We start from the raw sequence: 23,779 nt of genomic DNA on the forward strand, positions 1-23,779 counted from the left end.
TCACACTCCCTTGCGCATGCCGCGCAGCTGGACGACGTAGGCGATGACCATGGTGATCAGCCCCATGACGATGGCGACCGTCGCGGAGTAGTTGTGCTGCTGTCCGTTGAAGGACAGCGAGTACGTGTAGAAGTTCGGCGTGTAGTCGGTGGTGATGGCGTTGGGCGCCAGCGGCTGCAGGATGTTCGGCTCGTTGAAGAGCTGGAAGCTGCCGATGATCGAGAAGATCGTCGCGATGACCAGCGCCCCGCGGATGGCCGGGAGCTTGATGGCGGTGATCACGCGGATCTGTCCGGCACCGTCGATCTCGGCGGCCTCGTACAGCGAGTGCGGCACCACACGCAGGGCCGCGTAGAAGATCAGCATGTTGTAGCCGATGAACTCCCAGGTCACGATGTTGCCGATGGAGGCCAGCACCAGATCGGGGGAGAGCGGGTCGGGCAGCGTGACGCCCAGCGCGTCGTCGATGTCGCCGACCAGGCCGAAGCGGGTGCCGTACATGAAGCCCCACATCAGGGTGGCCACCACGGCGGGCACGGCGTACGGCAGGAAGACCGAGATCCGGAAGAAGTCCCGGCCGTAGAGGCGGCCGCTGTCCAGGGCCAGTGCCACCAGGAGCGCGATGCCGAGCATGACCGGCACCTGGACGGCCAGGAAGAGCGCGACCCGGCCGAGCGAGGCCCAGAACCGGTCGTCCTGGAAGGCCTGCGTGTAGTTGTCCAGGCCGACGAAGGTGGTCCCGCCGATGAGCTGGTCGCGGAAGAGACTGAGGTACACCGAGTAGGCGATCGGCGCGAGGAAGACCAGGGCGAACACGGCCACGAACGGACCGAGGAAACCCCACCCGGTCCAGGACCGGCGGTCCCGTCTCGTCGGTGGCGGTGCCGGCCGCGGCTCGGCGGCGGCCGGCGGTTGCAGCGTCGTCATGTCGTCGTTCCTCGCTCGTCCACGTCCTGGAACTGCGTGATGTTTACGCAAACATCGCGGACCGCGAAAAGACGCCCGGGCTGTTATGTTTACGTAAACATCTGATGGCGGCATGTCTACACTGCCCCGATGACGACGGTCAAGGGTCCTTTCGCACCAGGGCCTGACAGCGACGGAGAGGTGGCTGACGCCGAGTGAGCACGGCTGAGGAAGTCCCGACGGGCGCACCCGCGCGTCCCCGGCGCGGCCGGGAGCGCACGGCCTCCATGGCGGACGTGGCCCGGCTGGCCGGGGTCTCCTCGCAGACCGTCTCCCGCGTCTCCAACGGATACGCCGGGGTGACCGAGGAGACCCGGCAGCAGGTCCTGGCGGCCATGAAGGAGCTCGGATACCGCCCCAACAGCGCCGCCCGGGCGCTCAAACGCGGTGAGTTCCGCACCATCGGCGTCATCACCTTCTCGCTGTCCACCACGGGCAACGTGCGCACCCTGGAGGCCATCGCCACCTCCGCGGCGAGCGAGGGGTACGCGGTGACGCTGCTGCCGGTCGCCGTCCCCACACAGGACGAGGTGCGGGGCGCGTTCTCCCGGCTGGAGGAGCTCGCCGTCGACGCGGTGATCGTCATCATGGAGGTCCACCTGCTGGACGCGGCCACCGTCACCCTGCCGCCCCACGTCCAGGTCGTGGTGGTCGACTCCGACGCCGGCGACCACTACACGGTCGTCGACACCGACCAGGCCGGCGGCACCCGCGCCGCCGTGCGGCACCTGCTCGACCTCGGGCACGACACCGTGTGGCACCTGGCCGGGCCCGAGGGCTCCTTCGCCGCCCAGCGCCGCGCGGACGCCTGGCGCCGGACGCTCGCCGAGGCCGGCCGCACCCCGCCGCCCCTCACCCGGGGCGACTGGTCCGCGGAGTCCGGTCACCGGGCCGGCCTCGAACTCGCCGGCCGCGAGGGCTGCACGGCCGTCTTCGCGGCCAACGACCAGATGGCCCTGGGACTCCTGCGCGCCCTGCACGAACGCGGCCGGCGCGTCCCGGAGGACGTCAGCGTCATCGGGTTCGACGACATCCCGGAGGCCGGTTCCTTCCTGCCGCCGCTGACCACGGTGCACCAGGACTTCGCCGAGGTGGGACGGCTCTGCGTGCGGGCCGTGCTGCGCAAGATGCGCCAGGACGGTCCCGAGCGGGGGACGACGCTCGTGCCGACCCGGCTGGTGACCCGCGCGAGCACCGCACCGCCCCCGGCGCGCGGACGCTGAGGGCGCGCATCCGGCACGGACGGCCGAACGGGTGAATACCGACCGGTTTATGAACCGCACGGGAAGGCACTCCACAACCCACTGTTCTTCACGCGTGCCCGGGAGAGCCCATGACTCAAGTCGCCGACTACGTTCTGCAGCGCCTGGCCGAGTGGGGCGTCGAAAGGGTCTACGGCTATCCGGGTGACGGCATCAACGGTCTGCTCGGTGCGTTCGACCGGGCGGGGGGCAGTCCGGAGTTCATCCAGACGCGGCACGAGGAGATGGCCGCGTTCATGGCGTGTGCGCATGCCAAGTTCACCGGTGAGGTGGGCTGCTGCGTGGCGACTTCGGGTCCGGGTGCGGTGCATCTGCTGAACGGTCTGTACGACGCGAAGCTCGATCATCAGCCGGTGGTGGCGGTGGTGGGGCAGCAGAAGCGGTTGTCGCTGGGCACCCATTACCAGCAGGAGATCGCTCTGGACCGGTTGTTCGCGGATGTGTCGGAGTTCTGCCAGATGGTGGTGCATCCGGGTCAGGTCCGGCACGTGATCGACCGGGCGTTCAAGACGGCGCTGACCACGCGGGGTGTGGCCACGATCATCATCCCGAACGATGTGCAGGAGGAGGAGGCGGTGCCGTCCCCGCCGAAGACGCACGGTTCGGTCTTCTCCAGCGTCGGCTGGAGCCGTCCCCGGGTCCTGCCCGACCCGGACGAGCTGCGCAGGGCCGCCGACGTCCTCAACGAGGGCGAGAAGGTCGCGATGCTGGTCGGTCAGGGTGCCGCGGCCGCCGAGGCCGAGGTGATCGAGGTGGCGGAGCTGCTGGGTGCCGGGGTGGCCAAGGCCCTGCTGGGTCGCGAGGTGCTCCCCGACGACCTGCCGTTCGTGACGGGTCCGATCGGTCTGCTGGGGAGCAAGGCCAGCGACGACATGATGCGGGAGTGCGACACCCTGCTCATGGTCGGCACGAGCTTCCCGTACTCGGAGTGGCTGCCGGACGAGGGGCAGGCCCGGGGCGTGGAGATCGACATCGACGGCCGCATGATCGGCATCCGGTATCCGATGGAGGCCCACCTCGTCGGCGACTCCAAGGAGACCCTGAGGGCGCTGATCCCGCTGCTGAAGCGGAAGAAGGCCAAGAGCTGGCGGAAGAAGATCGAGAAGGACGTCCGCGAGTGGAACGACCTGTGCAACCGCTGGGCGGCGGAGCACTTCGGCGGCCGGATCAACCCGCAGGCGGTGGCCGCCGAGCTGTCGCCGAGGCTGCCGGAGGGGGTGATCCTGACGGCGGACTCGGGTTCCGGCACCAACTGGTGGGCCCGGCACCTGAAGCTCCGTGACGGCATGCGCGCGTCGCTGTCCGGGACGCTGGCGACGATGGGGCCCGGCACGCCGTACGCGATCGCGGCGCGGTTCGCGTATCCGGACCGTCCGGTGATCGCCTTCGTGGGTGACGGTGCGTTCCAGATGAACGGCATGAACGAGATGATCACCGTCAAGCGGTACCTGGACCGGCTCTCGGGCCCGGCTCCGTTGGTGTTCTGCGTGTTCAACAACCAGGACCTCAACCAGGTCACCTGGGAGCAGCGCGCGATGTCCGGCGACCCCAAGTATCCCGGCTCCCAGGACATCCCCGACGTGCCCTATGCCGCCTATGCCGAACTGCTCGGTCTGAAGGGCATCGTCTGCGACAAGCCCAGGAAGGTGGGTGCGGCCTGGGAGGAGGCGCTGGCCTCGGACCGGCCGGTGGTGCTGGAGTTCAAGGTGGACGCGGAGATCGCGCCGATCCCGCCGCGCATCATGAAGGAACAGGGCGAGAAGGCCGCCAAGGCCGCCGTGCACGACCCCGAGCGGGCCGGCATCGCCGCCAGGGGCGTCCGCCAGAAACTCACCGAGTACGCCGAGCACCTCCCCGGCCGGGGCAAGAAGTGACCGGCGCGGGGCGGTACGGGCGCGGCGGGCGGCACCGCCGGAAGGACGGCCCCGGGGTGGTGGTCGTGACCGGCGCCACCGCCGGCGTCGGCCGGGCCACGGCACGTGCCTTCGGCGCGCGCGGCGCCGCCGTGGCGCTCCTCGCGCGCGGCGAGCACGCGCTCGAGCGGACGGCCGAGGAGGTCAGGAAGGCCGGCGGCCGCGCCCTGCCCCTGGTGGTGGACGTCTCCGACCCCGAGGCGGTGGACGCCGCCGCGACCCGGGTCGAGGACGAACTCGGTCCGATCGACGTCTGGGTGAACGCCGCCTTCACGACCGTCTTCGCACCCGTCATGGAGGTCCGGCCCGAGGAGCTGAGGCGGGCCACCGAGGTGACCTACTTCGGCTTCGTCCACGGCACCCAGGCCGCGCTCCGGCGGATGGTGCCCCGTGACCGGGGCACCATCGTGCAGGTCGGCTCGGCCCTCGCCGAGCGCAGCGTGCCCCTGCAGGCGGTGTACTGCGGGGCCAAGCACGCCATCCAGGGCTTCACCGAGTCCCTGCGCTGCGAACTGCTGCACGACCGCAGCGGCGTGCGGGTCACCATGGTGCAGATGCCCGGCCTGAACACGCCCCAGTTCAGCTGGGTCCTCACCCGGCTGCCCCGGCACCCGCGCCCGGTCGCCCCCGTCTACCAGCCCGAGGTCGCCGCCGAGGCCGTCCTGCACGCGGCCGGCCATCCGGGCAGGCGCGTGTACTGGGTCGGCGGTTCCACCGTCGCGACCCTCCTCGGCCAGCGGATCGCCCCGGGCCTGCTCGACCGCTACCTGGCCCGCACCGGCTACGACTCGCAGCAGACCGACGACCCCGTCGATCCCTCCCGGCCGGTCAACCTCTACGAGCCGGTGGACGACGCCGCGCCCGTCGACTACGGAGCCCACGGCCTCTTCGACGACGAGTCGCACCCGCGGAGCCTCCAGTTCTGGCTCTCGCGCCACCGCCGCCCGCTCGCCCTGGCCGTGGCGGCCGCCGGAGCCGTCACCGCGACGCTGGCCGCCGGGACGGGCCGACGCGCTCGCACCGGCGGAGCCGAGGCGGCCTGGAGACGGGTCGCGCACACCTGCCGGAGCGCGGGCGCGAAGGGCTGGGGCGGGCCGCCGCGAGGCTGACGCCGCCGGCGCCCCGCCCCCCGGGAGAGCGCCCGGACGAGCCACCGGCCGTCCGGGCGCGCTCGACCGCACCGGATCACCGCTCCCGGTCGATGGTGCGCGTCCACCAGTGGTGCTCGCAGAACCAGTGGCCGACCATCGCACCGCCGAAGACGACGAACCCGACCCCGATGAGCCAGGACTCCACCACGAGCACGATGCCGACCGCGCCGTAACTGATCGCGTTGTCGAGGATCAGCGGGGTGAAGACGAGGTAGGAGAAGCCGCGCAGGCCGACCAGGCCCACCATGGTGGCCAGCGCCCCCGGCAGCAGGTCCCGCCAGCGGATCTGCCCGCCCAGCAGGAAGTGCTGCCCCCACCAGAAGAACAGCATGCCGGCCGACGTGGAGAGGGCGATCCGCGCCGAGCCGTGCAGGGCGGTCCGGGTCTGCACCTCCTGGTACAGGTACGCGGTCAGGGCGATCACCCAGGTCAGCTGTCGCCAGACCCGGTGCCAGGGGCCGGACGGCAGACCCCAGATGCGTTCGTAGCCGTTCTGCACGCTCGCCGCGAAGGACACGCCGAAGACGGCGAGGGCGATACCGCCCCACACGCTCGTGGTGCCGATCACCTTGGTCGGCGGGCTGATGATGTCCGTCAGCACCGTGGCGGACCGGCCGGACAGTCCCATGCCGTCGGCCAGCCACGACGCGAAACCGCCGTGTCCCAGGGGGTCGGCGGCGGCCACCACGATCAGCAGCGGAGCCAGTGTGACCAGGGCCAGCGTGGCGAAGCCCATCGCCCGGTGCATCAGCTCCAGGTCCCGGCCGCGCCGGACCAGCGCGGACGCGGCCAACCCGTCCCACAGGCGGACGAAGGGGCGCCGGTACCGGTTCACGGGTACTCCTCGGGCGGTCCTGGGACTGACTCGCCGCTGCGGAACTGAGTGACCCGTGGCCGGCGGGACAAACGTGACACCAGTATGCGCGCGAGTCCGCACCGGGCCGGACTGCGAAACGGGGAACCCGTGCGCGTTCCTCCTCGGGGCCGTACGACGCCCCACCCACGGGTGTCCCGCGGCGCCGGGCAGTGGTGCCCCGGCTTTTCGCCGCGCCGTCGCAGACACTGGGGCCGTCCGCGCCATGAAGCGGAGCCGGTCCAGGCGGCCGTAGCGGCCCAGCGGCGACGTCGACGGTGCGGTGACCGGCCGGGTCACGGAGGCGACGACTGCCTGAGCGCTCGCTCGGCGCCCTCACCCGCGCGAAGAAGAACAGCCGTAAGGAAGTCGCCCGCCAGGGCTTCGTCGCCATGATGGAGGGCCGCGCCGAAATCGCCGGCGGCGACGCCGCCACCAAGCGCACCGCCATCGAACACCGTTTCCTGCCCGAGACCTGCAAGGCCGCCCGTCACGCCACGAAGGCCGAACCGCGCCCCGAGCGCTGAGCACCGGCCCTTCCCCACGATCGCCTCGGCCACCGTCGCGCACCTCTTCTTCCGGTTCACGCGGGTGAGCTGAACGAGCTCCACCGCTCGCAGGCCTGCCCCGGCAAGGGCAACGCGGGCTGCGAGAATGCCCGCTTCTTCGGCGCCGCAGTCTTCCGCCGCGAGAACCCTCCCGCCACCGTCACCTTCCAGGTCGTCGCCTGCGCCAGCGAACAGGCCGCAAGGGACGCGTACGACGTGCTCTGGGGCGGCTACCACTCCAACCAGGCCGGCCGGACGGGCCAGGGAGCCAAGACCCTGGAGCTCGGCCCGATCGGTGACGAGAGCGACGCCCGGCTCGCCACCTCCGGCTTCCACGGCGAGCCCGGCGCCGTGACCCAGGCCCGGGCCGGCACGACGCTGCTGTGGACCACGGAGTCCGCAGCGCACAAGGGCGACATCGACGAGGACGGTGTCCGGGACCTGGCCACGATGCTCGCCAAGCGGTCCCAGCAGGCCCAGAACGGCAACGAGCCCTCCGCCGCGCTCGACGGCTGACCGCAAGGCCACCCCAGGCCCCGTGCCGGCCAACTGTCGGCACCGCGCCGGGGTGCGGAGAAACGGGGGGTTCCTCGGTCGGCCCGCGGTCTCAGGTCTGGCTGGTGAAGGTCCAGGTCTGGATGGCGGTGGTGGCCGCCGGCTGCTGGGTCAGCGATGCTCCGTCGGCACTGGACGAGGCGGTGAGGAGGAGGCCGCTCGACTTGGCCGCCAGCGTGTAGCCGCCGTTCTTCGCCGTCAGGATCCAGCGCTGGTTCGCCGCGCCGGTGCAGGTCCACTGGATGACCGCCGCCCCCGCCCGCGTGGAGTTGGCGTCGACGTCGGCGCAGAGACCGGAGAGCTGGTTCTTCAGTGTGTGGGTGCCGTCCTGGTTCGCCGTCACGGCCCACTTCTGGTTGGTGCCGCCGTGCCATCCCCAGCCGATCAACCGGGTCCCCGGCTCGAGGGAGTTGGCGGGCACGTCGATCGCCAGCTCTCCGGCCGCGATGCGGTGGACGCCGTTCGCAGGCTTCGGCGCAGCGGTGCAGGTCGTGGACAGTTGGTGGGCGCCGCGGTCGGGTGCGCAGCCCGCCTTCACCGGGCCGCCGAAGTAGTCACGGGTGCCGGGCGACGGCATGGGGCGGCCGTTGGCCAGGGCCGAGGAGCCGGCCTGAAGCCGGTAACCGTCCGCGTCGGTGCGTGAGGTGGCAGTGCCGGGCGCTGTCAGCCGTGGGTCGGTGGTCACCTTGTCGGCATCGACGGGCTCACCGGCGGGATGGGTGCCGTAGAAGACGTTGGAGTCGAAGGCGAGGGTGCCCGCGTTGACGTATGCGGCCTCGGACGTCGCCACGTGGAAGACGTTGTTGGTGAACGTCACGTTGGCGCCGGTGGAGCCGTTGGCGTTGTTGATGATGTCGACCGGCTCGGAGAGGTAGAAGGTGTTGTTGTAGATCTGCGTGTTGGCCGTCTTGGCACAGACCATGTCGAAGAGCTGTCCGCCGTCGTTCTGGCTGACGTTGTAGCGCACGATGTTGTCGGCGGTCGTGGAGCCCGAGCCGTTGCACACGAGGATGAAACCGCCCTCGTTGTCGTGGCTGTAGTTGTACTGGTAGACGGTGCCGATGTTGGACTCGTCGATGTCGAGACCCTGACCGTCGCACTCGCTCCTGCCGCCGCTGACCTCGTTGTACTGGTACAGGGCGCGGTTCGTGTTCCAGCCCCAGATACCGGCGGCGCAGTGGGCCGGTTCGCGCTCGCGGAAGCCGTCGACCCTGTTGTACTCGACGAGGGCGCCTTCGGTGTGGTGCGGGACGATCGCGTCGCCGCCGATGTCGGTCACGGTGTTGCCGCGGATGACGACACCGGTCTGCGGCGTCCATGTCCCACAGTCGGCACCGCAGCTGGGGTTGTTCAGTTCCGGGCGCCGCATCCAGCGGGTCCAGAAGTGGATGCCGTACCGGTCGACGGTCCTGACCGTGTTGTTCTCGATCACCACGTCGTCGAACCGGGTGGCCTTCGCCGTGCCGAGGACCTCGAAGAAGATGCCCGCGCTGGCGTCGTCGTCCTTCTTGGTCTGGTTGCCGTTGACGTCGTGGACGTCCAGGCCGCTGAGGCGGTAGTGCGTGCCGGTGCCGGAGTCGGTGCGCGTGATGTGGACGCCGCGCCGGGTGGCGGCGTCGCCCTTGTTGGAGATGTCGAGGTTGCGGATCTCCCAGTACTGCTGGTCCGCGAGCCGGACGACGTCCGTCACCTTGCCGTCCCCGGCGAGCCGGGGCTTGGCGCCCGACCCGTACGCGTCGATCGTGACCGGCTGTCCCGCGGCTCCCGAGCCCTTGGGGAACAGTTGCGCCCCGGTGCAGGTCGAACCGCGTTTCAGGAGGATCGAGTCGCCGGGCCGGAACGTGTGGGCGTTCACCGGATCGAGGCTGTTCCAGGGACTGGCCTGACTGCCGTCACCCGCTGCCGCGGCACCGCAGTCCACGTGGAAGGACTGGGCCTGCTCCGTCGCATGGACGGGGGAAGCGACTGCCAGGGGGGTGAGGGGGAGACACAGGGCCGAGAGGGCCAGGGTGAGTCTTTTCGCCTGCACAGAGGGCTCCCTGCTGGGTCGTCGTGTGGACCAGGTACGGGTGGTGCTCGGTCTGCGTGGCGCTTGAGTAGACGTCTGATGTCTAAACCTCTGGGGAGATTAGGGAGCCCCGGGGTGGCCGTCAAGTGCCCAGCGTGAGCGAGCCGTTGACGAAGCGGCAGATCGGGTCGGACTCGTGCGGATCCCTTGACGGGGTGACCGTGTCGCCCTAGCGTCCCTGCCGACCCAAACATCAGACGTCTGCTGTATCGGGTCGGGGGTGCCGCGCCAGGAGACGGTGACCGATTCGGCAGGTCTGCCGGACCTCCGACTCCAGAAAAGGGCGCCCATGCAGCGAAGAACCACTCCCGTCCTGTTGTCCCTCACCGTGGCCGCCGCACTCACGGCCACCGGCACCGCGCACGCCTCCTCCACCGCGCACGCCTCCTCCACCGGCCCCACCGCACAGTCCGCCGGTTCCGCGGCAGCCGGGGGCAGCCTGGTCACCCAGGATCTGGCGACCCGCAACGAGGGAGCTCCCGTCTACCGGATCCCGGCACTGACGAGGACCGTCAAGGGCACGCTCATCGCGGCCTACGACGCCCGCCCCTCGATGGCCGACCTGCCCAGCAACATCTCGGTGGTCGTCCGCCGGAGCGAGGACAACGGCGCCACCTGGCAGACCCAGCGGACGGTCCGAGGCGAGCCGGCGCCCCACGGCAACGGGGACCCCAGTCTTCTCGTCGACCGCGAGACGGGCAGGATCTTCCTCTTCTACGCGTCCACCGTGAACCAGGGCTTCGCGGGCTCGCACACCGGCAACGACGAGAACGACCCGGACGTCCAGCAGGCCGACTACAGCTACTCGGACGACGACGGGGTCACCTGGACGCACCGGCGCATCACCCGGCAGGTCAAGAACCCGGCCTGGGCCGGGATGTTCGCCGCCTCGGGAGAGGGGATCCAGCTGAGGCAGGGCCCTCACAGGGGGAGGCTGATCCAGCAGTACGCGGTCCGGGCGGACGGCGCGAACCGCGCGGTGAGCGTGTACAGCGACGACCACGGCGAGACGTGGAGGGCCGGCACACCGACGGCGGGGGGCGGGGACGAGAACAAGACCGTCGAACTGTCCGACGGCCGGATCCTGCTCAACAACCGTTCCGCGCCCTACCGCACGGTTGCCTTCAGCACCGACGGCGGAGTCACCTACACGCCCTACCAGCAGGACACCGCGCTCCCCGACCCGGCGAACAACGGGTCGGTCACCCGCTTCGCACCGGACGTGCCCGCCGGCCACCCCCGAGCCAAGTGGCTGCTGTTCAGCAACACGGAGGACACCGGCATCCGGCGCAATCTCACCGTGAAGATGTCCTGCGACGACGGCAGGACCTGGCCCATCCGCAAGGTCGTCGACACGGGGGCGTCCGCGTACTCGACGCTCACACCGCTGACGGACGGGACCGGCGCCAACCCCCGCGTCGGCATGCTCTGGGAACGCGAGGGCTACCAGCACATGACCTACTCCTCCTTCGACCTCAAGTGGCTCGGCGGGGTCTGCGCCCCGGTGACGGTCGGCGCACCGGCGCAGGTGAAGGCCGGAGAGCAGGCTTGGTTCGACGTGCGCGTGGTCAACCAGAACGACCGGCCCCTGCCCGCCGGCAGCGTGCGGCTGGACCTCCCCGCCGGATGGACCGGCGCCTCCGTGACCGTATCGGCCCTCGATCCGGGGCAGGGCGCCACCGTGAAGGTGCCGGTCGACGTGCCCCTCACCGCCGGCGGCGCACAGAAGGTCACGGGCGTCTACTCGGTCCGCGACGCGCACTCCTACGGCACCGCGACGGCAGGCGTCACCCCCGCGGCCGGCGCCGCCGCCGTCCCCCGGATCTCCGCCCTCCCCGTCCTGGACAACATCCAGGCGGCGGGAGCGGCCGGTCCGCTCGACGACGTCATGGCGTACTGGATCCGGGTGTCCAACACCGGCAACACCACGCTGACCCAGGTGCAGCTCGCGGGGAACCTGGGCAACCTGGCGGCGTGCGCCCGTGCCACGCTCGCCCCGGGCGCCGAGTACGTCTGCAAGGGCGGAGCGAGCGGCACCCGTACCGTCGTCGGGGCCGACCTCGAGCAGGGCTTCGCGCCGGCGCTCACGGTGTCCGCCATCGCCCCGGACGGGTCGCGGACGTCCTCCACGGCGACCGGGGACCGCACCGAGATCCACTGAGCGCCGCCTCCGGGACCCTGCCGAACCGCTGTACCGCGACCGGCCGGGTCCCGGGCCTCCGGACCGCGGCGGCCCTTCCACGGGGGAGGGCCGCCGCGGTCCCGCGGGCGCCGCGTGGCGTCAGCCGAAGGACCAGCGCCGGTCGGCCGCCGACGCGTCCGGCTGCTGCGTGAGCGGTGTGCCGTCGGCCGCGCCGGCCGCCGTCAGCACCAGACCGCTCCTCTTCGACGTCACGGTGAAGCCGCCGCCCGCCGCCGCGGTGACGAGCCAGCGCTGGTTCTCGCCGCCGGTGCAGGTCCACTGGATGATCTCCGTGCCGGCGGTGGACACTCCTGCGGGCACGTCGAGACACAGCCCGTTGCGGGTGTCCCTGATCGAATGACCGCCGTCGGCATGGGCGACGGCGGTGAAACTCTGGTTGTCCCCGCCGTGTGCCGTCCACGTGACCAGCCGCGTACCCGGTGCCGAGGCCGACGCGGGAACGTCGACCGCCTTTCCGGAACCGGCGTTGAGCATGCGGAACGAGGTCCCCGGCAGGGCCGACGCGGGCCGCAACAGGGTGAGTTCGGCCGCCCCCGCGTGGCTGAGGCCGTTCGCCGCGGAGGTCGCCGTGAGCCGTACGTACCGCGCCGGGGTCTGCGCGAAGACGACCTCCTTCTCCAGCTGGTCGTTCGCGAACGTGCCCCTGGCCACCGTGCGCCAGGCCGTGCCGTCGTCGCTGACGGCGAAGGTCCAGTCGCCGACCCGGCCGTTGCCCGCGGCGTCCTGCCGGGGCAGATAGCGGAACCCGGCGAGCTGCCGCCGCGCGCCCATGTCGACGGTCACGTGGTGCGGCATCGGTGTCGCGGTGGGCGTGTAGGCGGTGTGCCAGGCCGTGTACGGATTGCTGTCGAGGACCTGGGAGGCGCGGCCCTCCTCACCGGTGGTCTCCTCGCTGTCGGCGGTGGCGGTCATCCCCGCGGTGGGCACCGCGGTGAGGTGGCCCGCGGGGGAGCCGGGCGGACCGCCGACGGCGTCCACGCGCGCCAGGTACGCCCACACGGACGCGGAACGCGGGGACCCCCAGGTGCGTTCGGCCATCACCTGCAGCGGTCTGCGCGCGAAGTGGTCGAAGAAGGCGGTGCTCCGCGACTCGGCCCCGTCGCCCCAGCGGGCCACCTTGTGGCCGAGCACCCGCCCGCCCGACCGCTCCGGCGCCGGGAAGCCGTACTTCTCGTAGACCTCCTGGATGTCCACGTAGCCGTACTGGCCGAGTTTCTGGCCCATGCCGGCACTCACGTACAGCAGGGACTCCGGGGCGGCGACCACGGTGTAGCCCTTGGCCACCAGCGGGGTCGGATCACGGTCGATGTAGTCGTCGAAGACGATCGTCCGGTCGGGCTCGATCGACGACTGCTGGCCGTACTGGTCCCACCACTCCCACGCCTGGGTGGTCTTGCCGTGCGAACGCACCTGGTCGTTGAGGGTGTTGAGGAAGTCGACGAAGACGTCCCCGGCGTACGCGAACCCACGTGCCTTCTGGTGGGCGACCAGCTCGGGGCAGGCGTTCTTGCGGTCGTCCAGACCGATCTCGTCACCGCCCACGTGGAAGTACCGGCTGTCGAACAAGGGGATGACGGCCTCCAGGAGGTCGTGCACGAAGTCGCGGGTGTGCTCCTCGGTGATGTCCAGGGTCCAGCCGCCGCGCTCACCGCCGGGCCAGGCGCCGTAGTCCATCGAGGGACAGGCGAAGCGCAGCGAGGGGTCGTACGACGTGATGGCGTTGGCGTGACCGGGCAGGTCGACCTCCGGCACGATCTCCACGTGGTACTTGCGGGCGTAGTCCTGCAACTCCCGCAGCTGGACGGGGGTGTAGGCGTCGGCGGAGGCCAGTTTCGGGAACTCGTCGAGCCGGATGCGGAAACCGGACCAGTCGGTGAGATGGAGGTGGAACGTGGTGAGCTTCTGCCACGCCATCTCGCGGATCTGCGCCTTGAGGTCGTTCACCGGGAAGAACCTGCGGCCCACGTCGAGCATCTCGGCGCGCTGCTCGACATCCGGCCAGTCACGGGCGGTGCCACGGGGGATCGACGCGCGGTACTCGTCGAGCTTGAAGGCCTGCTCGACGGTCTGGGTGGCGTAGAACACCCCCGTGTCGGAGGCGACTTCCACGGCCAGCGCGTCGCCGACGCTCAGGGCGTACCCCTGGGGCCCCAGGCGGGTGTCGGTGCTGCCGGCGCTCAGGGTGATGTCGCCGGCCCGTGCGGTGCTCCCGGTGACGACGGGAAGGACGCGCCCCGTGAGGGCGGCGAGATCGGTGGCGAACGTGCGGGCTGTGTCGCCCAGGAGCACTCCTTCCGCGGGGTCGAGGACGATGCGTGAGGCGGGCGTCAGGCTGAACCGGCCCTGGCCGCCCTGCCATTCGCGCAGGGCGGGATACACGGCCGGAGCGGAGTTGCCGGCGTCGTCGGTCGAGGCGGCGCCCGCGGCGCCCATGGGGAGCAGTCCTGTGGCCAGGAGAGCGGCCGTCAGAAGACGACCGATCGCTCGTTTCATGCGGATGACCATCCTGAGCTTCGGTGGGCGGGGAAGGCGTGCGTCGGTTCAGGAGGAAGGGCGGCGGGACGGCCCGGGGCGACCGCCGCGGGTCCGCGGCCCGTGCCGCGGCGGCCTCGTCCTCCCGTACCGGGGAAACGGATCGAGCCTGGAGAGTAGACGTCAGATGTCTGCCGTCCGCAGCGCCGTAAGGGCCCGTGCCGCCGGATGACAAGGAGCGTGCGGTGGCGACGGCGGGACACCCTCGCGGTGACCCGGTGGGGGCCGGCCGTCCCTCCTGCGGGGCGTGCACGCGCGGAGACGGTCGTCGCGCTCCGGTACGCCTCCCGGTTGGGCCACCGGGGGGAACCGCGCGCCCCGGTGGCACGGCCGACGGTCCGGGCGCGCTGGTGACGGAGAGACTGCCGGGGACTGCGGTGCCCGCCGCGCGTGGACGGGCGCCTCGGCGGCGCGTGCTTCTTCCCGTTCCCGGGGGTCCCTGCTCGCAGGCAGGACGCTCCGCGGGACGGCGCCGCCCGGAAGCGATCACGTTGGGGATGTGGGATGCGCGACGGCCGCACGGAAGCGCCGGCGAGGGAGCTGCGGCTCCGATGGCTGCCTGCCGTGGTGATCGCGGGGGCCTTCGTCCTCGACGTCGCCACCCGGGGAGGCGTCAACACGTTCCCCTTGCTCGCGGCCGCCCCCGGGGTGGCCGCCAGTGTCCTCTCCCTGCGCGGGACGATCGCCACCGGCGTGGCGGTGAACCTCGTGGGACTCGCCCTGGTGCATCTGGAGAGGGAGCCGGTCCGCCAGGACATCGCCGTGTTCAGCAGTCTGGTCCTTCTCACCGTCATCGCGGCGGTCCTCAACGTCCAGCTCGCAGGGAACCGGCGGCAGCTGAGGACGAGTCGCGAGGTGGCCGCCGCGGTCCAGCACGCGGTGCTCCCGGATCCGCCCCGCCGGGTGGGGCGACTGTCCGTGGCGTCCCGGTACGAGGTCGCCCACGAGGAGGCGGCCATCGGTGGCGACCTCTTCGCGATCCACGAGACCGACCACGGCATCCGCATGCTCATCGCCGACGTGCGGGGCAAGGGACTCGAGGCGGTCCGCACGGTCAACGCCCTGCTCGGCTCCTTCCACGAGGCCTGCCACCACCGGCCCGGCCTGCCGGGCGTCGTGCAGCAGATGGAGGACCGGATGCAGGAGGTCATCAGGGGGTCGAGCGGGGCGGAGGCCGAGTCCTTCGCCACCGCCGTCGTCGCGGAGCTGCCCCCGGACTGCTCCGTACTGCGCGTCGCCAACCGCGGTCACGCGGCGCCGTTGCTGGTCCGGGGCGGCCGGGTGACCCCGCTGACACCGAGCACTCCGTCGGTGCCGCTCGGTCTGGGGCTCCTGAACGGCGACGACGTCGTGGTCGACCTGTTCGATCCGCCCGCCGGGGCCACTCTGCTGCTGTACACGGACGGCATCAACGAGGCCCGGGACGCGGACGGCGTCTTCTTCGATCCCATCCCCGTACTGTCCCGCCCCCTCCCGGCGGACCCGGACGTGGTGGTCGACACCGTGCTCCGCGCCGTCCTCCGGCACACCGGGGGAGACCTGCAGGACGACGCGGCGCTCTTCGCCGCCACCCTGGAGGAGTGAATCCGGATCCGGCACGCGGGGGCGGAGATGCAGTGCCGCCCGCTCCGTTTGCGTGAGCGGTGAACGGGTCACTCACTGATGACGTCAGAGGTGCCTTCGAAGGAGTTGGGTGATGACGCGGGCCGCCGGCACCACGGCGCTGGACGACTGCACGGTCGACGCGGTCGACGTCCACGCCTTCGAGGTCCCCACCGACGGCCCGGAGGGCAGGGAGCAGGACGGCACGCTCGACTGGGACTCCACGACCGTGGTCCTGGTCCGGGTCCACGCCGGCGGAAGGACGGGGCTGGGTTACACCTACGGGGACACCTCGGTCGCCTCGTTCGTGCGGTCGCAACTGGTGCCGGTGATCGACGGCGGCTCCGCCGCCTCGCCCCCGGCGCTGTGGCAGCGGATGGGCGCCCGGATCCGCAACGCCGGGCGTCCCGGTGTCGGGGCCATGGCCCTGTCCGCCGTCGACGTGGCGCTGTGGGACCTCAAGGCGAGGCTGCTGGACCTTCCGCTGGTGCACCTCCTGCCGGCCTGCCACGACCGCGTGCCCGTCTACGGCAGCGGCGGCTTCACCAACTACGCGCCGGACCGCCTCACCGGCCAGCTCGCCGGCTGGGTGGAGCAGGGCATCGGGCGGGTGAAGCTGAAGACCTCGCGGGAACCGGAGGCCGATCCGCGGCGCCTGACCGCCGTGCGCGAAGCGGTCGGCGACGGGACCGAACTGTTCACCGACGCCAACGGCGCGCTCGGCCGCAAGGAGGCCCTGTACTGGGCGCGCAGGTTCCACGAGGAGTGGGACGTGCGCTGGTTCGAGGAACCCGTCGCCTCCGCAGACCTGGAGGGGCTGCGGATGCTGCGCGACCGGGGGCCGGAGCGCCTGGAGATCGCGGCGGGGGAGTACGCCTTCACCGCGCAGGACTTCGCCAACCTGGTCGACGGACCCGCCGTGGACTGCCTCCAGGCCGACGTCACCCGGTGCGGGGGCATCACGGGCGTGCTGGAGATCGCCGGGCTGTCCGCCGCCCGGCACCTCGACCTGTCCGCGCACTGCGCCCCGGCGGTCTCCGCCCACGCCTTCTGCGCCGTCCGCAGGCTGCGGCACCTGGAGTACTTCCACGACCACGTGCGCGTCGAGCGCCTGCTGTTCGACGGCACCCTGTCGCCCGTCGACGGGACCCTGCGGCCCGACACCGGCCGGCCGGGACTCGGTCTGGACGTCAGGTGGGCCGACGCGGAGCCCTACCGGGTCCACGGCGCGCGACCGTCCTGACCTGCGCGCGGAAGGGACGGCCGTGTCCGCCTCAGGGGTCCATGCGCTGCCGCTGCCGCATCTGCTCGTTGTGCCAGGCGATCGCGCGGCGGATCTGCGGCTCGTGCAGGCCCGTCCGGCACGCGAGCTGATCCATGGAGAGCGTCGGCGGCCCCGTGGTCAGCGCGCGGGTCAGTTTCGCCGCCCAGAGTTCCTCCTGCACGAAGGGCCGGTCCTGATAGCCGTGCTTGACCACGTCGAAGTGGTCGTCGCTGCACGCGGTGATGAGCCGCAGCCCGTCGAACCATTCGTTGGTCTCGTGCGCGGAGGAGGAGTCCGGCACGTACCCGCGCACGGCCTCGTCCTCGGGGAACACCCTGGCGCACAGATCGCACAGCTCCATGGGAGCGGTCCGTGCGGTCCGGCGGCCCTTCCCGCGCTTACGGTTCCACCACATCGCGCCTCCTGGAATCACCGTCCAGCAGCGTCGACGCCGTATGCCGTGTGGGGCCGGCGTCCGGAATTCCGGAGTTACCCGGTGAGGAAGCGGCAAACGCCCCACGGGACCCGTCCGAGCCAGGCGGACCGGCAGCTCGAAGAGGCCGTTCCGCGTGACCACCGGTCTGTGGCGCGGTTCGGCCACCTGAACCGCCAGGTCCAGCCCGGGCGGCGCGCGACACCGGCCTCCGGGCGGGAGGGGGCCGCGCCGGGGCACACGTGCGGGCCGTGCCCGAAGGCGACGTGCCGGTTCCGTGAGGCGCGGGTGATGTCGAACGCGCCCGCCGTCGGTCCGTGCGCCCGCCCGTCCCGGCCCATCGCCCCGTACGACACGATCAGCGCGTCCCCGGCGGGCAGCACCCTGTCGCCGCCCGGGACGTCCTCGGTCGCGAAGCGGATCGGGACGTGCGAGGCCGGGGACGAGTACCGCAGCCCCGCCTCGGTCACCGCGGACCGGTCCGCCTCGCCGGACAGCGCCAGGGCCCGCTGCTCCGGGTGCGCGGGCAGGCTGACGACGGCGCCGACGATCAGCGAGATCGTCGTCTCACGGCCCGCGGCGGCCATCGGCCGGAGGGTGGAGACGCTCTCCTCGTCCGTGAGGCGGCCACCGTCCTCGGAGGCCGTGACCAGCGCGCCGGTCAGGTCGTCACCGGGCGCGGCGCGCTTCGCGGCGACCCTCTCCGCCATGGTCCCGGCCGGCTCGGTGAGGGTCGCGACGACCTCCTCGGGCGGGGTCCGGGCCGGGAAGAACTCCTCGGACAGCACCTTCGGCCGGGGCAGCCGGGCCTCCTCGATGCCCATGAGGCCGGCGACGACGTACATCGGCAGCGGATGGGCGAAGGCCGCCTCGAGGACGACGACGCCGTCGGCGGGCAGTCCGTCCAGCAGCCGGCCGGTGAGTTCGGTGATCCGGCCCCGCAGGTGCTCGACGGGGCGCGCGGTGGGCGCCTGCGCGACGAGCGCACGCAGCCGGCGGTGCTCGGCGCCGTCCACGGTGAGCATGGGGCGCCCCGGATCGGCCGGGCCGGTCAGCGGCCGGCCCGCGGGGGTCTCCCCGCGCCGCCATGCTCCCCACACGTTGATGTCCTTCACCGGGCGGGGGTCCGTGAGAGGGGCCCTGGCCTCGGCGTGATGGGTGACCGCCCGGACGGGCACGCCGCCCGGCGGTTCCACGGCGGCGAGCGGCCCGGCGGCGCGCAGCCGGGCGCTCTCGCCGTCCAGGCCGGCGACGAACGGGTCGAGCTGTGTCCGGGCTTCTTCGGTACCGGTCGTCATGCCGGCGCGGCCTCCCCGGCCGGCGGTCGGCGGCACGGGGAACGGGAAGTTTCCGTGCGGCGTCCGGCGGGCGGTCACTGTACGAGAGTTCGTGGTCGCCGGAAGGGGGCCGGACTCAGGGAAGACCGCCCCGTTCGCAGACCTGACGGGCGACGTCGCGGAGCTTCACGTTGCGGTCCTGGGAGTAGCGGCGCAGCGCGGCGAAGGCCTGGTCCTCGGTGAGCCGGTGACTGCCCATCAGGATGCCCATGGCCTCGCCGATGGTGTGCCGGGTGCCGATGGCCTCCTGCAGCTGGGCCTGGGTGCGCGCGCTGGAGAAGGCGACCGCGGCGTGCGAGGCCAGCAGCCAGCCGGCGGTCTCACTGGCCTCGGTGAAGGCGCCGGGCCGGCGTGAGTAGAAGTTCAGCGCGCCGAGGTTCTCGTCCTCGGTGAACAGCAGGATGCCCATCATGCTGCCCAGTCCCAGCTTGCGGGCCTCGGGCACGTACGCGGGCCAGCGCTCCGCCACGTCGGTGAAGTCGGTGATCCGGAAGTGCCGCTCGCCCTCGGAGGTGCGCGCGGCGTCGAAGCACGGCCCTTCGCCGACGCGTTCCTGGAGCTGGTCGCTGTCGATCACCAACTGTTCCGTGGGCGCCAGCGACTGCACCCGTCCGCCGCGCAGCAGGAGGATGCCGGCGGCCTCGCAGCCCTCGACCAGTTCGGTGGCCGAGCCGGTGATCCGCTCCAGCGTGTCGTGCACGGACTCCTGGGCCAGCAGTTCCCGCGCCATCGAGGCCATCTCCTCGGCGAACGCTCGCCAGTCCATACCGTCCTCCTGTTCCGCCGCTCCGCTTCGTCGCACCGGCTCCCTAGGAGTGCCCGGAGACGAACGGACGCAAAAGCGTCGGGAGCCGTGCGGGGGACGCGCACGGCCGTCTTGTTCCCCGTTGCCTCCGGATCCACCACGCGCTTGTGGACGTGCGCGCCACGGGTTCCGGCGAGCCCGACGCCTCCTCGGCGCCGGCCCGGCCGGGCCGCGGGGCGCCCGGCGGCTGACCGGACTCGTCACGGGCGAGGGCGTCTTTCGGCCGCGCGTGAGTGCGCCGCGCGGCAAGGCCGCACGTCCGTTCCGGCAGCCTGCCGTCTCCGCCGCGTTCGCCTGCGTGGTCCCGTGCAGGGGCGTCGGCCGGCCGACCCGATCCCGCCCGCCCTGGCCGAGAGCCCCGGCGCGACGCCCAGCCGGGTCTCCCCGCCGTTCAACAGCCGCCTGATCGTCACCGCCGCCGCCCTGTCCGGCCCGCGCGCCGAAGAGCGCCGGACCGGTCCGGTTCAGCGCCGGATGAGACCGAGGCCGGTGGCGGCGGCGACCGCGGCCGTGCGGGAGTCGACGCCCAGTTTGGCGTAGACGCGGGCCAGATGGGACTTCACCGTGCCCTCGGTCAGGTGCAGCCGGTCCGCGATGTGCTGGTTGGACAGCCCCTCGGCGACCAGCGCGAGGACCTCCGTCTCACGACGGGTCAGCGAGGTGTGCGGCTCGCGCAGCCGGGTCATGAGCCGGTCCGCGACGGCGGGGGCGAGCGTGGTCCGGCCCGTCGCGGCGGTGCGCACGGCGGCGGCCAGCTCCTCCGGCGGCGCGTCCTTGAGCAGGTACCCGGTGGCACCGGCCTCGATGGCGGGCAGCGTGTCGGCGTCGGTGTCGTACGTCGTGACGATCAGGACGCGCGGGGCGCCCGGACGCGCGGTGATGGCGGCCGTGGCCTCGGCGCCGTTCATGCCCTTGCCGAACTGGAGGTCCATCAGGACGACGTCGACGTCACCGAGACCGGCCCGGACGACGGCCTCCTCCGCGGTCGCCGCCTCCGCGACCACGGTGATGCCCTCCTCGGTCTCCAGCACCGCGCGCAGCCCCGCCCGGACGACGGGGTGGTCGTCGGCGAGCAGCAGCCGGATGGGCGTCGGGGCGGTCTCGGTCACGGCCGGTCCTCCGGATCGTCGTCGGTGGGGGCGGAGGGGATCCGGGCGGACAGCGCGGTGCCCTGCCCGGGGGAGGACTCGACGGTGAGCGTGCCGCCGACGGCGTGCACGCGGGCCCGCATGGCGGCCAGCCCGAACCCGCCACCGCCGTCCGCGCCGGGCACCCGCACGGCGGCCGGGTCGAAGCCCACGCCGTCGTCCACGACACCGAGGACGACCGCGTCGCCGAGATAGCTCAGGGTGACCTCGGCCGTTCCGGCCCGTGCGTGCCCCACCGTGTTGGCCAGGCCCGACTGGGCGACGCGCAGCAGGGCGACCTCCTGCGCCGTCGGCAGCGGGCGGGGCGGGCCGGCGAGGCGGAACCGCACGTCGAGCCGGTGCCGGTCGGCGGTGGTGGCGCACAGCCGCTCCAGCGCGTCGGCCAGGGGGGTGTCGTCCAGCGCGGGCGGGGAGAGGGCGGCGACGAAGCGACGGGCCTCGGCGAGATTGTCCAGCGCGGCCTGCCGGGCCTGGCCCACGTAGGTGACGGCGGGCTCCGGCCGGCCGGGCAGGGCCCGCTCGGCGGCGCGCAGCAGCAGCTGGATGCTCGACAGCCCCTGGGCGAGGGTGTCGTGGATCTCCCGGGCCAGACGCTCGCGTTCCTCGAGGACGCCCGCGGCACGCTGGGCGTCGGCCAGGTCGGCACGGGTGACGGTGAGCTCCTCGATCAGCCGGCGGCGCTGCTCGCTCTCCCGGTACAGCGCCTGGTAGCCCCACACCACCGCCACGGCGACGGCGGCGCCGAGGACCGGGCCGATCGCGGTGGCCGCGGTGAAGGTGCCCGCGTGGACGGAGAAGGCGGTGATCGCCGCGACGGCCGTGCCCAGCACCGCGGCCAGCCCGGCCCGGCGCGGCAGCAGATGGAGCTGGACGAAGTACAGCGGGAACGCCAGCCACACCGCCTCGGCGGACAGGGCCAGCAGCACGAGCCACACCGCGCCCACGGCCGCCAGCCACAGGGCCGCGGCGCGGCGGGAGGCGCTGACCGCGGGGTGGGCGGGGCCCACGGCGTACACCGCGCCCAGCACCGCGGCGACGGCGACGACGGCGGGCGCGTGCGGCCGGCCGTCCGCCACCGCGCGCAGCGCCACCAGGGCGAGCAGGCCGGCCACGAGCAGGTGCATGGCCCAGGCCAGGGAGCGGGGGGTGGGAGTCAGCGCGTTCACGATCGTCCCAGCCTACGGACCTCCCGGCGGGCCGGGCATCTGCCGAAAGTGAGAGACCGGCCCGCATCCTTCGGCCCGCGAAGTGCCCGCTCAGGACCGATGCCCGACCGGCCCCCGGACGACGACGGTGGGGGGTGTCGCCGATTCCGCGGCGGCACACCCCCCTGTTTCCTCCACCACACCGCTTCGAAAGGCCGGGCGAAGACGTGTTTGTCGCCTTGAGAGACCTGACGTTCGCCAAGGGCCGGTTCGCCCTGATGGGAACCGTCGTCGTACTGATCACCCTGCTGGTCGGGCTGCTGTCCGGACTGACCGAGGGCCTGGCCCGGGAGAACGTCTCCGCCGTCACGTCCCTGCCCGCCGACCGGATCGCCTTCGCCGCCCCGAGCGGCGGTCAGGACCTGTCGTACGCCGACTCCGCCGTCACCGAGGCACAGTGGCGCCGGTGGGCGGACGCCCCCGGTGTCCGCGGCGCCGAGCCGCTCGGCATCACCCTCACCCGGGCCCGCGCGGGCGACCGGAGCACCGGCGTGTCCGTCTTCGGCGTCCGGCCCGGCTCCCCGCTCGCGCCCGGCGGCGCCCGGATCGACGACCGTACGGTGGTGCTGTCCGCCGCCGTCGCCGACGAACTCGGCGTCCGGGCGGGCGGCACCGTCACCGTCGCCGGCCGGCGGCTGACCGTGGCCGCGGCCGGGGGTGACGCCTCCTTCAGCCACACACCGGTGGTGTGGACGAGCCTGCGGACCTGGCAGGCGGTCGCCCCGCCCGCCGGCGCCGCGGACGGACCCGTCGCGACGGTGATCGCCCTGGACACCGGCCCCGGCGCCGACCTCGCGGCCACGGACCGGGCGGCGGGCACCGAGACCGTCACCAAGGAGGAATCCCTGTCCGCGATCGGCTCCTATTCCTCCGAGAACGGCTCCCTGCAACTGATGCGCGGCTTCCTGTTCGTCATCTCCGCCCTGGTCGTCGGAGCCTTCTTCACCGTGTGGACCATCCAGCGCAGCGGCGACATCGCCGTCCTGAAGGCCCTGGGCGCCTCCACCGCCGGGCTGCTGCGCGACGCGCTCGGCCAGGCCGTCGTCCTGCTGGCCGGCGGCACCCTCGCCGGCACCGCCGCCGCCGTCGCGGTCGGCGCCGCGGTCTCCGGCTCGGTGCCGTTCGTCCTGGCACCCGCCACCGTCCTCGTCCCGGCCGCCGTGATGATCCTGCTCGGCGGGCTCGGCGCGGCGCTCGCCGTCCGCCGCATCACGTCCGTCGACCCGCTGACCGCCCTGGGGAGCGCCCGATGAGCCTGCACCTGACCGGCATCACCCTGACCTACCCCGACGGCGACGGCCGTCTCACCGCCCTGGACCGCGTCACCCTGGAGGTGCCGCGCGGCAGCCTCACCGCCGTCGTCGGCCCCTCCGGATCGGGCAAGTCCAGCCTGCTGGCCGTCGCCGCGACCCTCATCACCCCTGATGCCGGGTCGGTCACCGTCGACGGCGCCGACACCGGGGGGATGAGCCGCGGAGAGCTGGCCGACCTGCGCCGGCGCCGCATCGGGATCGTCTTCCAGCAGCCCAACCTCCTGCCGTCCCTCACCGCGGCCGAGCAGCTCCAGGTCATGGCCCACATCGACGGCCGCAGTCCCCGCGCCGCCCGGGAGCGCGCGCTGGACCTGCTCGGCGCCGTCGGCCTCGCGGACCGGGCCGACCGCCGCCCCCACCAGCTCTCCGGCGGCCAGCGCCAGCGCGTCAACATCGCCCGTGCCCTGATGAACGACCCCGGGGTGCTGCTGGTCGACGAGCCCACCAGTGCCCTCGACCACGAGCGGGGCGCCGCCGTCGTCGGCCTGATCACCCGCCTCACCCGCGAGCGGGGCACGGCCACCGTGCTGGTCACCCACGACCACGCCCATCTGGCCGCGGCCGACCGTGTCACCGAGATGAGGGACGGACACCTGAGCGTGTCCGTGCCGGCCCGCTGAC

18 protein-coding genes and 1 pseudogene are annotated in these 23,779 nt (G+C 72.6%); 9 read left to right on the top strand and 10 right to left on the bottom strand.

Annotated features, from left to right (window positions below; translation table 11 throughout):
• The gene (locus ACZ4V6_RS04165) at nt 1-927 is read right to left on the bottom strand and encodes a carbohydrate ABC transporter permease (RefSeq protein WP_467822341.1); all 927 of its coding nucleotides are present in this window, start codon (nt 925-927) and stop codon (nt 1-3) included.
• 194 nt (nt 928-1,121) lie between these two features.
• Here ACZ4V6_RS04165 and ACZ4V6_RS04170 point away from each other — a divergent pair, with 194 nt between their 5' ends.
• The 3 genes from ACZ4V6_RS04170 to ACZ4V6_RS04180 all read left to right on the top strand — a co-directional run bounded on the left by ACZ4V6_RS04170 (nt 1,122) and on the right by ACZ4V6_RS04180 (nt 5,250).
• Nucleotides 1,122-2,189 carry a LacI family DNA-binding transcriptional regulator gene (locus tag ACZ4V6_RS04170; RefSeq protein WP_467822342.1) on the top strand — a complete coding sequence of 356 codons (1,068 nt, stop codon included), beginning with the start codon at nt 1,122-1,124 and terminating at the stop codon, nt 2,187-2,189.
• Between the two features lie 110 nt (nt 2,190-2,299).
• Nucleotides 2,300-4,102: a thiamine pyrophosphate-requiring protein gene (locus ACZ4V6_RS04175; RefSeq protein ID WP_467822343.1), complete on the top strand. Its 1,803-nt coding sequence runs from the start codon at nt 2,300-2,302 to the stop codon at nt 4,100-4,102.
• A 56-nt stretch (nt 4,103-4,158) separates the two neighbouring features.
• Nucleotides 4,159-5,250 (top strand): SDR family oxidoreductase, encoded by a 1,092-nt coding sequence (locus ACZ4V6_RS04180; RefSeq protein WP_467822344.1) that lies wholly within the window; start codon nt 4,159-4,161, stop codon nt 5,248-5,250.
• 76 nt (nt 5,251-5,326) lie between these two features.
• On the opposite strand, the gene ACZ4V6_RS04185 is transcribed toward ACZ4V6_RS04180, so the two are convergent.
• Nucleotides 5,327-6,127: a ribonuclease BN gene (locus ACZ4V6_RS04185; protein ID WP_467822346.1), complete on the bottom strand. Its 801-nt coding sequence runs from the start codon at nt 6,125-6,127 to the stop codon at nt 5,327-5,329.
• A gap of 314 nt (nt 6,128-6,441) precedes the next feature.
• Nucleotides 6,442-6,705, bottom strand: coding sequence for a hypothetical protein (locus tag ACZ4V6_RS04190; protein ID WP_467822348.1), 264 nt, complete (start codon nt 6,703-6,705; stop codon nt 6,442-6,444).
• A gap of 204 nt (nt 6,706-6,909) precedes the next feature.
• Between ACZ4V6_RS04190 and ACZ4V6_RS04195 the strand changes: the two genes are divergently transcribed.
• On the top strand, nt 6,910-7,209 hold the full coding sequence (locus ACZ4V6_RS04195) for a hypothetical protein (protein WP_467822350.1): 300 nt from the start codon (nt 6,910-6,912) through the stop codon (nt 7,207-7,209).
• A 91-nt stretch (nt 7,210-7,300) separates the two neighbouring features.
• Here the strand turns inward: ACZ4V6_RS04195 and ACZ4V6_RS04200 are convergent, their stop codons facing one another.
• Entirely contained in the window at nt 7,301-9,103 is a 1,803-nt protein-coding gene (locus ACZ4V6_RS04200) for an RICIN domain-containing protein (RefSeq protein ID WP_467822352.1), read from the bottom strand.
• Between the two features lie 502 nt (nt 9,104-9,605).
• On the opposite strand from ACZ4V6_RS04200, the gene ACZ4V6_RS04205 reads away from it, so the two are divergent.
• Complete coding sequence (locus tag ACZ4V6_RS04205; protein ID WP_467822353.1) at nt 9,606-11,477, top strand: exo-alpha-sialidase; 1,872 nt, start codon at nt 9,606-9,608, stop codon at nt 11,475-11,477.
• Nucleotides 11,478-11,597: 120 nt separating this feature from the next.
• Here ACZ4V6_RS04205 and ACZ4V6_RS04210 read toward each other — a convergent pair whose 3' ends face one another.
• A complete protein-coding gene (locus ACZ4V6_RS04210; RefSeq protein WP_467822355.1) occupies nt 11,598-14,012 on the bottom strand; it encodes a family 20 glycosylhydrolase in 2,415 nt (804 codons plus the stop codon).
• Nucleotides 14,013-14,555: 543 nt separating this feature from the next.
• Here ACZ4V6_RS04210 and ACZ4V6_RS04215 point away from each other — a divergent pair.
• Both ACZ4V6_RS04215 and ACZ4V6_RS04220 read left to right on the top strand, forming a co-directional pair.
• Complete coding sequence (locus ACZ4V6_RS04215) at nt 14,556-15,635, top strand: PP2C family protein-serine/threonine phosphatase (RefSeq protein ID WP_467822356.1); 1,080 nt, start codon at nt 14,556-14,558, stop codon at nt 15,633-15,635.
• Between the two features lie 112 nt (nt 15,636-15,747).
• On the top strand, nt 15,748-16,896 hold the full coding sequence (locus ACZ4V6_RS04220) for an enolase C-terminal domain-like protein (protein ID WP_467822358.1): 1,149 nt from the start codon (nt 15,748-15,750) through the stop codon (nt 16,894-16,896).
• A 31-nt stretch (nt 16,897-16,927) separates the two neighbouring features.
• On the opposite strand, the gene ACZ4V6_RS04225 is transcribed toward ACZ4V6_RS04220, so the two are convergent.
• From ACZ4V6_RS04225 to ACZ4V6_RS04245, 5 genes and pseudogenes are all read right to left on the bottom strand, one after another.
• Complete coding sequence (locus ACZ4V6_RS04225; RefSeq protein WP_467823117.1) at nt 16,928-17,332, bottom strand: hypothetical protein; 405 nt, start codon at nt 17,330-17,332, stop codon at nt 16,928-16,930.
• 120 nt (nt 17,333-17,452) lie between these two features.
• Nucleotides 17,453-18,648: pseudogene (locus ACZ4V6_RS04230) on the bottom strand (cytochrome P450); the annotation flags it as partial.
• 115 nt (nt 18,649-18,763) lie between these two features.
• Nucleotides 18,764-19,453: a GAF and ANTAR domain-containing protein gene (locus ACZ4V6_RS04235; protein WP_467822359.1), complete on the bottom strand. Its 690-nt coding sequence runs from the start codon at nt 19,451-19,453 to the stop codon at nt 18,764-18,766.
• A gap of 503 nt (nt 19,454-19,956) precedes the next feature.
• The gene (locus tag ACZ4V6_RS04240) at nt 19,957-20,601 is read right to left on the bottom strand and encodes a response regulator (protein WP_467822361.1); all 645 of its coding nucleotides are present in this window, start codon (nt 20,599-20,601) and stop codon (nt 19,957-19,959) included.
• The gene (locus tag ACZ4V6_RS04245) at nt 20,598-21,764 is read right to left on the bottom strand and encodes a sensor histidine kinase (protein ID WP_467823120.1); all 1,167 of its coding nucleotides are present in this window, start codon (nt 21,762-21,764) and stop codon (nt 20,598-20,600) included. Before ACZ4V6_RS04245 ends, ACZ4V6_RS04240 begins: the two co-directional genes overlap by 4 nt.
• Before the next feature lie 248 nt (nt 21,765-22,012).
• On the opposite strand from ACZ4V6_RS04245, the gene ACZ4V6_RS04250 reads away from it, so the two are divergent.
• Nucleotides 22,013-23,098 carry an ABC transporter permease gene (locus ACZ4V6_RS04250; protein WP_467822363.1) on the top strand — a complete coding sequence of 362 codons (1,086 nt, stop codon included), beginning with the start codon at nt 22,013-22,015 and terminating at the stop codon, nt 23,096-23,098.
• Nucleotides 23,095-23,778 carry an ABC transporter ATP-binding protein gene (locus ACZ4V6_RS04255; protein WP_467822365.1) on the top strand — a complete coding sequence of 228 codons (684 nt, stop codon included), beginning with the start codon at nt 23,095-23,097 and terminating at the stop codon, nt 23,776-23,778. Before ACZ4V6_RS04250 ends, ACZ4V6_RS04255 begins: the two co-directional genes overlap by 4 nt.
• The last annotated feature ends 1 nt before the right edge of the window (nt 23,779 follow it).

It is taken from the genome of Streptomyces sp. NPDC029152, from assembly GCF_055564355.1.

Excerpts from the sequence above, each read along its gene's own strand:
- ACZ4V6_RS04165 (WP_467822341.1), bottom strand. The coding sequence starts at position 927 with ATGACGACGCTGCAACCGCCGGCCGCCGCCGAGCCGCGGCCGGCACCG.
- ACZ4V6_RS04175 (WP_467822343.1), top strand. The coding sequence starts at position 2,300 with ATGACTCAAGTCGCCGACTACGTTCTGCAGCGCCTGGCCGAGTGGGGC.
- ACZ4V6_RS04205 (WP_467822353.1), top strand. The coding sequence starts at position 9,606 with ATGCAGCGAAGAACCACTCCCGTCCTGTTGTCCCTCACCGTGGCCGCC.
- ACZ4V6_RS04210 (WP_467822355.1), bottom strand. The coding sequence starts at position 14,012 with ATGAAACGAGCGATCGGTCGTCTTCTGACGGCCGCTCTCCTGGCCACA.
- ACZ4V6_RS04215 (WP_467822356.1), top strand. The coding sequence starts at position 14,556 with ATGCGCGACGGCCGCACGGAAGCGCCGGCGAGGGAGCTGCGGCTCCGA.
- ACZ4V6_RS04220 (WP_467822358.1), top strand. The coding sequence starts at position 15,748 with ATGACGCGGGCCGCCGGCACCACGGCGCTGGACGACTGCACGGTCGAC.
- ACZ4V6_RS04225 (WP_467823117.1), bottom strand. The coding sequence starts at position 17,332 with ATGTGGTGGAACCGTAAGCGCGGGAAGGGCCGCCGGACCGCACGGACC.
- ACZ4V6_RS04235 (WP_467822359.1), bottom strand. The coding sequence starts at position 19,453 with ATGGACTGGCGAGCGTTCGCCGAGGAGATGGCCTCGATGGCGCGGGAA.
- ACZ4V6_RS04245 (WP_467823120.1), bottom strand. The coding sequence starts at position 21,764 with ATGCACCTGCTCGTGGCCGGCCTGCTCGCCCTGGTGGCGCTGCGCGCG.
- ACZ4V6_RS04255 (WP_467822365.1), top strand. The coding sequence starts at position 23,095 with ATGAGCCTGCACCTGACCGGCATCACCCTGACCTACCCCGACGGCGAC.